Below are 12,047 nucleotides of genomic sequence, written 5' to 3'. Positions count from 1 at the left end.
GTGTCCTAATAGGCTTGATATATATCTATAGGCTTTCAACCAATTCAAGTTCATTACTTGTAATCTGGTTTAATTTTTTGCTGAAACTCCCCCTGTTGATCCCTAACATCCTAGCAGCCTTTGATTGATTACCACGCGTATGAGTTATCAACTCAGTAAACAATGTTTCTATCACCGTAGGAGTAACCCAAGACATATCAGGGCTAGCTGATTTATTATCAAACCATGTTAGCTCCAATTCTGCTCGGATAAGTTTTTTTAAATAGTCTTTGTTGATTGGGGTTAGTTGGTCATTCATATAAATTGAAGGTTATTAATCGATTTTATCATGTTGGCAAATTTATCATGAAAGTGCCTTAAAATCCGCTCACTCCCAAATTTGATGTCATGCAGGCTTTGGTTTGTAGTCGCTTGGTGGGCACAGTCATCTTGACTTGAGTATGTCGTCTACTCGACAATTATGAGTTAGAAGTGTTCGGATTCCGAACAAGGAATCCGACTTCAAGCGTTGCCTTCCCTGCCCTAGCTCATCAATAGCTATCATCCTGATAAATATCACCTTACAAACTATACCCATCATCTATCGCTTGTGTTTTAATGCATCTAAACGCTTATCGGGTAATCTTCAAATGGCACGAAAAAACGATGGAATCATATGGCACTTAATGGACGCTCCATGGTGGTTAAGCGTAGTACTCTCTGCTTGTATTTATTTTGGGCTTTCATATCTATTGCCTAGCTTGGCCGTGGATAGCAATAATTTCATCTTTGAAGCTATTGCTCCAAACTTGCCCTTGATGGCTCCATATTTTACGTTCTTATTTCTTCTCCCCGCACCGATAGCGTTTTTCAAGCAATATCAGAGGAAAAGAAACTATCTCAAGACGAACAATCAGATTAAAATTCAGAGGAATACTTCCCCACTAAATCACCTGACTTGGATCGAATTTGAAAGTTACATCGGAGAATACTTTAAGTCTCAAGGGTATGCGGTCAAACAGTCTTTCGCTCAAAAATCTGATGGCGGTGTTGATATTTGGCTTACAAAAGATAGTGAATTAAGCCTTGTACAATGTAAGCATTGGAAAACTCGCAAAGTGGGTGTGCAAATTCTAAGGGAAATGTACGGTGTCATGATCGCGAACAATGCCAGTAAGATGATTATCGTAACTTCAGGAGACTTTACTTCTGAGGCTGTCACTTTTTCTCTAGATAAGCGCCTGTGGCTAGTCAACGGCAGCGAACTAGTACATATGATTGAAGATGGCCGCAGCTTTCAAAATAAACCATCAATATCGCCCCAAACACACAGGGCAGGCGTCGAATCTATGATTTGCCCTAGTTGCCAATCTAAGCTTGTAATGCGTGTTGCTAAGCGAGGAGCTAAATCTGGTATGTCTTTTTATGGTTGCTCTACGTATCCAAAGTGTCGTTATACTTGCGACTGCTGAGTTTTAATCTATTCGCAAAATACGCTTGTTGTAGCAAGTAATCTTTGATGGCCCGAAAGTTGCTGCTGGCATCTATGCTATTTGGCATGGCCAACAACTGATTTATTGCGGTATCTCTGAAAGACAAGGCTAGGTCTGGCAAGATATTGGAGCAATTACCTCTTTTAAACCCTCTCTAGATGAACCTTGTCCAGTTCTGAGTCAGCATGTCGTCGCGACTCATGTTCTCAATCTCTATTGTCTTCCGACAGTTGGAATTGCGGCGTTTCTTTCTCTGGTAAAATAAAGCAGAGAATGCTCTAACTTACTTGTCGCTCTCCAATTTTCCAAGCTATGTACTTGTAAACTTGCCTACCGCAATCATCTGATACATAATGACACTACCATCTGATAAGGAGTTATTGTTATGTCACAAATGCAAGCATTCAAGCCTGTTAAACAGCCAGCTAGCTTTTGGCAGCAAGTAGGTATTCCATCGCGAGGGGTAACCCTTTATGAGTCTGTTCATAAAGGTCTGGATTTTGATGTTTTTGACAAACTAGCCAAGCACTCTAAATTGGAAAAGAAAGAGTTGGCTACCGCTGTTACAATTCCACCAGCCACACTAAACCGCAGATCGAAAGCTGGACGTTTTAACAAAGACGAAAGTGATCGTTTGTACCGTTTTGCTGAGATATTCAACCAAACCATCAACTTGTTTGAAGGTGATATTTTGGCCGCGTGTGAATGGATCAAATCCCCTGTGGTTGGTTTGGGTAATCGCCGCCCTATCGATATGGTTGCCACAACTGCTGAATCAGAGGGTGTGCTAAACCTAATTGGACGATTAGAGCATGGGGTATTTTCTTGATCACTTTGTACCGAATCGTAAAGGAAAAGTGGGAAGAGTCAGCTTTCGATGGCGAAGGCTCCAGACTGTACGGAGGGCGTTGGAATTCTATTGGACGGTCTGCGGTTTATGTTGCTGCGTCAGAGTCACTTGCCATTTTAGAAATCTTGGTTCATCTCAAAAATACCAAAGTACTTGAAAATTATGTCTTGTTTACGTTGGAACTGGATGAAGCCGATGCTTTGGTCCTTGAAAATGACGACTTACCGGACAACTGGAATGAAGAGCCAGCCCCGCTTCAGACAGCCGAAATAGGTGATCAATGGTTATCGAGCTATTCAAGCTTGGCGCTGGCGATCCCATCGGTGATTGTGCCTCGCGAACAAAACTATGTGCTCAACACAAAACATCCAGGTTATCCAAAACTCATCAAAACAGCCAAAAAACACGAAATTTCTTTCGATACGCGGCTTCTATAAATCAGCTATTCCCACTGTAATTGTCCGAGGACATTAAAGTTTGTCAGTTCCAATTTAGTTTGATCTGTTTTTGGCTACATCAAGTTAGACGGCGAAGATAAGTTAAACCACTTTCGCCCCGTTATTTTTCACAGAAAAAAGCGGTTCAACACTCCTCAGCTGAGTTTAGGCGATTAAAACTAATGCAATCGCACAAAAATTCAGTCTTGTTTTTCACTAGATAGAGCTAAACGAAATATTGTAATTAACGGTTCTAAATCGAGTGATACCCCTGCAATATTTGCATCAATCCATGCTTGTTGAGTAATTTTAGGCCACTCGATGGTGTAGCCAAGGACAAATACGAGTTCTTCAAAGAAAAAACGTAAAGTTCGGCCATTACCTTCCCTAAAAGGATGTAACAAATTTAATTCGCAAAATAGACTGGCTAATTCTTGGATAAGATCAGGCAAAGCCAAATTGTCTAACGAAGGGATAATATCAAATAATTTTGAAGCTTCAGCTTCAATCCTAGAAACGGTACAGAATCGAGTGTAGCCTTTAGATATATCCACTTCTCGAACTTGACCTGCCCATTCAAAAATATCTTGGAATAGATGGTGATGTAGACATTTGAGGTGATTGAAGTCTAAATGCTTGATTTCAGAAACATTACTTTTGTATGAAAGGTACCTATAACTCGTAAACTCAACTTCGGCTTTTTCAAGTTCATCCGAGTCAAGTATATTCAATCTGTTAATTAAAACATCAGAATTTGAGTAACAGTATTTGTCCTGATCAGCACCATATTTATCTCGCATACTTGCGTTTTAAATCTTCAATGGTTTGAACGTTCGATTTCTTATTTATCGTCATGCCTTCATAACCCAAACTGGTTTTGAAGTTCTTTAAGCTAGGGGTAAATGTAGCTTTTTGGCGCTTCGGATTTGAGACATTGGCCATATCAATGTTCCTCTTGTTGGTTGCATTAATTGTACATGACTAATCAGCTAATGTCATGAAGTAGCGATTTTCGCAAAGCCAAGTGAGCCGCGCAGCAGCATTCTATTCTTGTAATGTCACTGGCAAAGTTTTATCCAGAGGCTTCATTGGCCTAAAGTTTTACCCGTGGCACTTGTCTCTCAAAGTGCCAGCTAGCTCAGAGCTGCCCCAAAAACGTCACAATCTGAATTTTAACACGTGGCATTTTCTAGCTCGAAAATGCCCCTTTGTTAGTTTCGCCAAAAAAGCCACGCTCTCGGTCGGATGGGTTTTGCCCAAACATAACTATTCTGAAACCCAAAGCTTATAAAGTACGAAAATGGGGATCAGAGTGCAGTTGTTAGTTCAAAGCAACTCGATGAATTTTGCTCTACAAACCGCTCTTGAAGCGTCGCAAACTTACAAGGCGTTATTGAAGCATACCGCCTTGAACAAGTGTCGAAAATCTTCACTGAGAGCGTTTGAAGCGGTCTAATGGCTATTTCTGATAGCACACAGACACATTTACCATAATAAGAATAATGAACATCGATTTTTTTTGAGTTGGACTAGACATTATCTCAGCAAGCCTTACTCACGTGTTCACCAAGTTATGTATTAGTCTAAATGGTCTGGTGTATGTAGATTAGTGCCACAAACTTTGCACTTATAATCACCCGTTGGTTCACCTTCCATCAGAGCGCTAGCTATCGCAGCGAGTAGACCAGAGAAAAACCCCTTAACTTCACTTTTCTTACTTTCGGCTGTTTTAGAAAAGCTTTGATACTTATGAAGAGTGACCTTTTTGCAATTACAACAAAAGGCTTTTGTTTCTTCGGAGCCGTATGTTTGAACCATATCTGTTACCTCTAAGATGTTCATTCGCTGCTTTGCAACTAGAGTTCTTCGTTGTAGGGGGATGCAATTGAACATAATAGGAATAATAACTGCAAGATTTCTAACGCCACGCGTTGCGAATCCATCTTGAACCGTTGTTGTTATGCGAAATTCGACAATGCTGATTTGTACGCCTTTCTAGCTTCGGTGCTTAAGTAGCTGTCCATACCTTGGAACAGTTCAAATAGCTCAGCACCATATTTGAGCTTGAACTCTTCACTGCTATAAACAAGCTCTAGCTCATTAGCGACCGTTAACTCGCAAAACAATTTTACCGTTGCACTATCGAGTTTGAATATTGAACCAGTAAATCTGTCTTTAAATTGGATTTCTAGCGCTTTTCCAAATTGAGGGAATACATAGTCTCGGTCGCATGAGCAATACAAATAAACCAATGCTTCTTCATCATTACCAATAATTCGCGCTATTTCTTGGCGCTTGCTTAACGACACCATGTTTTCATCGAAACCTGCTGTTCCATATGCGGCATGAAAAAGACCTGCGATTTGAAGTAACTCGCTACTCCCCCAGTTAATCAGAACTTGTTCAGTTCCTTTCAAGTGTGCTTCCAATGAACCGTTTAGGTGCTGAAAGTCACCCGCCCCAAGTTCTTGAAGCATTGTAAATTTATCCATAAATATCATTTCCTTTAGGTCGTATAGAAAGCGTTGATTTATGCCTATTTAACCTTTCATGGTCAACATGATATCAAGGACTTAAACTGATTTTTTGAATGTTAGAAGGCAATATGTAGCTTAATGTGATGAATTGAATTTAACGTAACGGCACTTAGTGCGAACCTAAACATAAACCAATACTTTTGCTAGTGCGATGTTACTCATCGCACTAGATCTTCACAAGTAAATTTGCCATACCTGTAGTTATTGATAATTTTCTAATTTAGCAAAAGCACTGGCAAGGTTTTGTCCAGAGACTAGTTGTGTCAGAAGATCGGCTAAGAAGGTTCTGCCCCAAAACGTTCTAGAACCCATCTAGATCGTAATAGAACTAGCTAATGTGTAAAGCAAACACATTACTTTGAAAAAACTCCCGTCCGCACCCAAGTATACACATCTCCAAAAGTCATTACTTAGGGAGAGTTGTGATATTCCTATATATGAGCTAAGTTGTTGGTTGCAAGGAACTTAAAAAATCTGGGCTTAGTTTTTTCATGGATATCAAGGATGGTAATATGACTCCAAAGTCAATAATTTTATTTGGACTACTTTTTAGCTCTTTGAGCGTACAATCTGCCACTTATACGGTAACAACAAGTAGTGATCAAGGCATGGGCTCACTTCGAGATTTGATCGAAAAGGCCAATGCTAATCCTGGTTTAGATATTATCGAAATACCGGCTTCATATAATGCACAAGCACCTATCTCGCCTAATTTGGGTGAAGTCCCTTCAGGTCAAACCGACAACCGAATGACAATTACTGATGATATTATCATTCGAGGATTAGGCGATGATTATGTCCACATTAATGACCATCAACGCTGGGTTTCTGATACTGGCTCATTTAATACTGGTTATCCGAATGATCCTAACAATCTGATTCTAAGATCATCTGGTCTTTTATTTGACATCAATCCTCGAAATACCGCAGGGCGCCCCATTGATGTCACCATTGAAAATGTGTGGGCAGAACACATGTCAGGTTTTATCTTTTCCGATAACGCTAATGTAACACTCAATAACGTTATCCTATATAAGATAGTGCCTAGGCAAGGAGAGGCATCCATCATGTCTACTCAAGATGGCATTGTTACAATAAAAGATTCATTTATATTCGAAAATCTTGGCCCAAGATCAGCACCTACCCTTATTTTTAATAGTAATGTTTTTATTGAAAACACGGCTTTTGAATCTAATGGACCATTGGATGAAAACACAGCGAGTCATGTTATTCAAGTTAGTCAAGATAGTTCAGGCAGCACAACGGCAGTCATCAAAGATAGTATATTTAAAGGCTTATTTAATTCTACTTTTAGATTTAATGAAGCTGATGCACAAATTATAAATACTTTATTTGATGGAAGGGATGCTAATAGAGGTTGGCCAATCTATGTCAATAAAGGAAAATTGACGCTAACCAATAGCACGCTGTATTACCCGACTATTACTAAAAATGTAGACCCTGCTACTTACAAAGCGACCCATATAGAGTTAATCAATAGTGCTCAACTTATAGCCAATAACAATCTACTCATTACAGTCGATGGTGTAAATAATGTTGGCTCTGCAATTTATCCAACAGATTGGGACGATACAACTATTTACCCATTAGCAGAGAACAATGATAACTTTATTTCGTCACCTGGTGTCGATGATACCCCTAACACTGGCCTGTCACTTACAGGATGCGTTACAACTAATTGTTTCGTTCCAAACACGCTTTCAATAGCCCTTGTTGATAAAGGCGACGACGATAAAGCGCTATATGACGATGGTAGCTCAATCACATCAGATTACCTCAAACAAACCCGCCCGCAGGGGTTGAGAATCGACATTGGCGCATTCGAAAAACATGAATCTCTTTATGCTCACCCAGATAGCTATGAGGTTGATCAAGATACTAAGTTGATTGTCTCTAGTCAAAATGGAGTGCTTAAAAATGATACCAATGAAAACTCAGCGCCCGCTGCATTAGACCAAGATGCTTTGTATGGAAGTGTCACATTGAATGCTGACGGTAGTTTTGAGTATCAACCTGATGCTGATTATTATGGCAATGATGAATTTTATTATTCAATCAATACTAGCCAAGCAAAAGTATCAATAACAATTCTCTCCACAGGTTGGACTCTTATCCCTAACAATGCTGCGCCAGTTGCTAATAATGATAGCTACTCACTTTACGCAGACAGTATTGATACTATTGTTGCACCAGGTGTGTTGCTTAACGATACAGATGACGCGAATACACAAGCTCCTTTTTATGCCGATTTAACTGCGCGAATCTATAAACAACCAATGCATGGGTCGATAACACTTAAGGAGACTGGTGAATTCATTTACACGCCTGACGCTGGTTTTATAGGCGATGATAGCTTTGAATATGATGTTACAGATATTGGAACAAGACATAGTTACCCTGCTACCGTTAATCTTCATATTCAAGCCGGTGTTCCTTATGGGGGGAAGGTTATCGCGGGAACCAGCAGTGGTGGTTCTATAGGGTTCTTAAGCACGCTGCTATTGACGATACTCGCACTGTTTAGACATCAAAAGTCACTTGCCGTTAAAGTGGTCGTCCCACTATTGTTAAGTGTTTCTCCTTTCGCTCATTCTGCAGAAGAGAATAACGGAATATATGTAACAGCTAATCCTGGGATTTCATGGTTAGAGCCAGATACTGACCACAACGCGTGGAGTCAGGAAAGTAACAGTCAGTTTTCTTTCGGAAGTAGCTTAGGGTACCAATTTGATAATAACGCGAGTATCCAGTTTACTTATCGTTGGCTAAATAGTGTCGATTTGAAAGCAGAACATACGCAATATAATGATATGACGGTCGATTACCAACATTACAGCTTTAACTTTGTTTATCGAGTTACGCAGCTTTGGGGCGATAAATTCGCCCCGTACTTCAGTTTGGGCTTAGGTTATCTTGATGCAAGTTCGAACCACGCGGAAGATTTCGAGGTGGAGGATAATGTTCACCCCAACATAGGCGTCGGCGTGAATGTATTGGACTTTGGTCAAATTAAGTCAGATCTACAATGGCATCATTTAGCAGGTGATGTTGATACCCTCGAACTCGTGTTTTCTTATTACTTCAAGTAATTCAACTAAGAACAGTGCTTTTAGCTGTTCTTAGCCATAGCTATCAGTTAGCACCTCTTCAGACATAATTTAAGGGTATTACGGTTGCTTCCTACGATGGTTTTGTATTGTCCATCAATTGGAAGCACCCTGTATCGGAGTTGATACTTTTGGTTTTTCATTGCTATTTTCATTCGAACTGACTGCATTTTCCACTTTATTCTCAAGATTATTTATCTCATGAATTTCGTAATTCTACACAGGCAATTTAGGTACTGCACTAAAGGTGAATCTAGCTAATTAATTAGATGTTTTTTAAGCGAAAACGCCAAAATTGAAGAGAGACACTACCGATTCAATTAAATGCAGCTATTCTCATTGTAACCATAAAGTAAATAGGCCTTAACAGTAGATGAATAAAGCACCTAGAACATTCCCTATTCACATCCACATTACCACTGTCATTATTGTGCTTGTTGTTGCGGTTTCTGGTGTTCAAATTTGGCTTGCCAATAAAGGACTAACAGACGTAATTTTTGAAACTAATAGGAATGTGTTCCAAAGGATCGCGGCTCAAACGCGCAGTCAAATGAATGCACACTATGGCGCTGCTTTTACCGCAATTGGTACTTTTTCAAAGGGAAAAATTGTTCAAGCTGAAACGATAGAAAATAGAAATGATTTTTTGCCCGAATTTACCCACCTGCTTACCGAATACACACATGTCACGTCGTACGCTATTTATTACCCGAATGAAGATGTTTTTTCCGTGACGAGGATAAACGACCTTGAGATGAGAGAGCGTATGGGGCTACAAAAAGATACTATTTTTGTGGTCACTCATCGAAGCTCAAACTTCGTTAGTATTAAAGGCTTAAACTCATCGTTAGTTTTCACTGAAAACATTGATACATCACACTCCTTGGCGTTTGATAAACAGCACCAATTTTACAACGCAGTGCAAGACAAAAATATAATTTCAGAACCAAGCCTACTCAGAGGCGTTAATGAGCCGGGGATAACTATTTATCGAGCAAGTAATAACGGAGCGGTTGTTGCCGCTGAAGTATTGTTGGCTGGGTTGCGGGATTCGTTAACCGATACGTTAGCCAATGAATCCTCGATACGAGTGCTTTATGACGATTCAAAAACCGTTCTTGCATATAGCGAAACTTCTCGTTCTGAACCCTCATCGCGTATGTCATTATCAAGCTTTGAGAAGCTAGAGAACCCTTTAGTGCAATTCGCGATTGAGCAATATCGCCGTGATGGCAAGTTAGGGATATTTGAGTTTGAAAAAGAACGTTGGTTTGGTGAGATAATCACGCTAAAACCTCTAAAAAGTAACCATGTCCATTTGTTAATGGCAACAAAAGCTTCAGAATTATTTGACCAAGGTGGATTAATCAAACGCCAGACACTCTTTGGCTCGTTGTTGATTTTTGCTTTGATGTTACCTGTCATCTACTTAGTTTCCCGTTCAATTTCTAAACCTATAAAAATGGCGACGCAAAAAGCGAAAGAGATTCAGGGTTTTAATTTTTCTACTCCTATTAACTCCCAGAGTTACATAAAAGAAATCCAAGATCTCAACAACGCTCAAATCGCCACTCAAAACACAATTAGCCGATTCATTTCTTTAACGAATAACATTGCTCACGAAGAAAACCTAGAGGCACTGCTAGAACTTGTCTGTCGCGATACCATTAGTGCAGCAGAAGCCAATGGTGTGTTTCTCTATTTGTTAGACGCAGAGAACAAGTGCTTAGTACCCAAATACGTTTGGTGGGAAGGCGCAACAAAAGCCGATATAAATCGAGTATTAAATTCTAAGGTTCCCACCGCTGAGTCGGGCCAATTTATTCGGCAGATATTCATTGAAAAGAAATACCATATATTCCAAGCAAGCGAGCTCCCGAACTTAGAGGTTGATTGGAAGGATAACCAAACTAGTCAGGTGGTGATTATACCTTTGAAAGATCGCGAGGGGGTTGTGATTGGGTCCTTTGGTGTATTGTATGATGACGGTAAAGCCCAAGCTCAGTATGAGCGATTTGCTGATTATTTAGATTCGTTATTAGGCTTTTCATCCGTTGCAATAGAAACGAACACCATGATGGCTGCTCAGCAAGCTCTTCTTGACTCATTCATCAAAGTTATTGCAGGGTCATTAGATAAAAAATCGCCTTATACAGGTAACCATTGCCAACGTGTTCCAATATTAACCGAGTGGTTAACTCTCGCAGCTCAAGAATCTACATTACCGTCGTTTGCTCATTTTTCTCTTAACTCAAAAGAGTGGCAAGAGTTGAAAATGGCGAGTTGGCTGCATGATTGTGGAAAAATCACCACACCCGAATATGTGGTCGACAAAGCAACAAAGCTGGAAACAATTTATAACCGAATCCACGAAGTCAGAATGCGCTTCGAGGTTCTTAAGCGCGATGAAGAAATTACGAGCTTGAAGTCTTTGGTCCAAGCGTATCCAGTTGGATGGCGAGATCAATTAATGGAAAAATGTGAACAGTTGAATCAAGATTTTGAGTTTGTGGCTCAACTTAATTTGGGATCAGAGTTTGTCACACAAACTGACCTTGATAGATTAAATGAAATTGCATCACGAACGTGGACTCGAACCTTAAGTAAACAACTCGGTATCTCTTCAGAGGAAATGAATCAGTACACGGAAGAAGATGAATACCCAACTGAAGAAAAGTTGCTTAGCGACCAGCCCGAACATCTTATTGATTGGAATCACACAGACAAATTTGATGATAGATTCACAATGAAGCCGACTCAATATCAGGCTAACAAGGGAGAAGTCCACAACTTAGGTATACAGCGTGGCACATTAACAGAGGAAGAGCGGTTTATAATCAACGATCACATTGTTCAAACCATCCATATTTTGGAGTCACTGCCGTTCCCACGACATATGCGAAACGTAGCAAAAATTGCGGGAGGCCATCATGAGAAAATGAATGGTAAAGGTTATCCTATGGGTTTAACGGGATCAGAGATGTCGCTGACCACAAAAGTCATGGCCATCGCCGATATCTTTGAAGCATTGACCAGTTCTGATCGGCCTTATAAGAAAGCAAAAACGTTATCGGAGTCGATTAAGATAATGAGTTTTATGGTTAAAGATCAACATATTGACCCAGATTTGTTCGCTTTATTTTTAAGTTCAGGGGTTTATAGACGCTTTGCCAATGACTATTTACAGCCTGAGCAAATTGATGAAGTAAATATTAGTGATTATATAACGTGATATCGACGTTGCGAGCCTGTTCTCTTATTACGATATCAGGCTAGTTAGAATTTGTGATACTTTGCTGAGTGCCAGTTATTATCTAAGGGGCTCTTCAACGAGTATACGTGTTGAGATAGCAACGACTATATTATAGATGCTGATTTTGAGCACCTAAAAGTACGTTTACAGGAAATCACCTAATCCAATAAATGCTAATTCTGATCTGCTCCAATCAGACTGGACACTTAACTAAGCGACTTTCCCATACCTGACGTTATCTGTATTTCCTTAATTTAAGTAATTGCTCTAAGTAACTTTTGTCCAAAAACGTTTTGAAACTGGTCAATCTTAATGTGTGATCACCAAGCGATTCTGTCGTACCTTAATTACCAAGCGACTTTGTCATTAC

10 protein-coding genes are annotated in these 12,047 nt (G+C 39.8%); 5 read left to right on the top strand and 5 right to left on the bottom strand.

All coding sequences use genetic code 11. The annotated features are described in order from the left end of the window. Window positions 1-25: 25 nt before the first annotated feature. Entirely contained in the window at window positions 26-298 is a 273-nt protein-coding gene (locus tag ACED42_RS18240; RefSeq protein WP_371703654.1) for a helix-turn-helix domain-containing protein, read from the bottom strand. Window positions 299-629: 331 nt separating this feature from the next. On the opposite strand from ACED42_RS18240, the gene ACED42_RS18235 reads away from it, so the two are divergent. The 3 genes from ACED42_RS18235 to ACED42_RS18225 all read left to right on the top strand — a co-directional run bounded on the left by ACED42_RS18235 (window position 630) and on the right by ACED42_RS18225 (window position 2,759). Then, entirely contained in the window at window positions 630-1,451 is an 822-nt protein-coding gene (locus ACED42_RS18235) for a restriction endonuclease (protein WP_135381790.1), read from the top strand. Window positions 1,452-1,857: 406 nt separating this feature from the next. Beyond that, complete coding sequence (locus ACED42_RS18230) at window positions 1,858-2,301, top strand: antitoxin Xre-like helix-turn-helix domain-containing protein (protein ID WP_016800265.1); 444 nt, start codon at window positions 1,858-1,860, stop codon at window positions 2,299-2,301. Then, entirely contained in the window at window positions 2,298-2,759 is a 462-nt protein-coding gene (locus ACED42_RS18225; RefSeq protein WP_016800264.1) for an RES family NAD+ phosphorylase, read from the top strand. Before ACED42_RS18230 ends, ACED42_RS18225 begins: the two co-directional genes overlap by 4 nt. Window positions 2,760-2,959: 200 nt before the next feature. Here the strand turns inward: ACED42_RS18225 and ACED42_RS18220 are convergent, their stop codons facing one another. The 4 genes from ACED42_RS18220 to ACED42_RS18205 form a co-directional block, all read right to left on the bottom strand. Further along, entirely contained in the window at window positions 2,960-3,559 is a 600-nt protein-coding gene (locus ACED42_RS18220; protein WP_371703652.1) for a Fic/DOC family protein, read from the bottom strand. Then, window positions 3,549-3,701 carry a hypothetical protein gene (locus tag ACED42_RS18215; RefSeq protein ID WP_016800262.1) on the bottom strand — a complete coding sequence of 51 codons (153 nt, stop codon included), beginning with the start codon at window positions 3,699-3,701 and terminating at the stop codon, window positions 3,549-3,551. Before ACED42_RS18215 ends, ACED42_RS18220 begins: the two co-directional genes overlap by 11 nt. Before the next feature lie 636 nt (window positions 3,702-4,337). Continuing rightward, on the bottom strand, window positions 4,338-4,577 hold the full coding sequence (locus ACED42_RS18210) for a hypothetical protein (RefSeq protein WP_065103172.1): 240 nt from the start codon (window positions 4,575-4,577) through the stop codon (window positions 4,338-4,340). A gap of 140 nt (window positions 4,578-4,717) precedes the next feature. Next, on the bottom strand, window positions 4,718-5,251 hold the full coding sequence (locus tag ACED42_RS18205) for a DUF6817 domain-containing protein (RefSeq protein ID WP_243585161.1): 534 nt from the start codon (window positions 5,249-5,251) through the stop codon (window positions 4,718-4,720). A gap of 557 nt (window positions 5,252-5,808) precedes the next feature. Here ACED42_RS18205 and ACED42_RS18200 point away from each other — a divergent pair. Both ACED42_RS18200 and ACED42_RS18195 read left to right on the top strand, forming a co-directional pair. After that, entirely contained in the window at window positions 5,809-8,406 is a 2,598-nt protein-coding gene (locus ACED42_RS18200; protein WP_371703649.1) for an Ig-like domain-containing protein, read from the top strand. Window positions 8,407-8,797: 391 nt separating this feature from the next. Continuing rightward, entirely contained in the window at window positions 8,798-11,656 is a 2,859-nt protein-coding gene (locus ACED42_RS18195) for an HD domain-containing phosphohydrolase (protein WP_371703648.1), read from the top strand. Window positions 11,657-12,047 lie beyond the last annotated feature (391 nt).

The organism is Vibrio sp. FF145 (genome assembly GCF_041439075.1).
Lineage (GTDB): Bacteria > Pseudomonadota > Gammaproteobacteria > Enterobacterales > Vibrionaceae > Vibrio > Vibrio tasmaniensis_A.
This window is presented reverse-complemented; position numbering and strand designations above follow the sequence as displayed.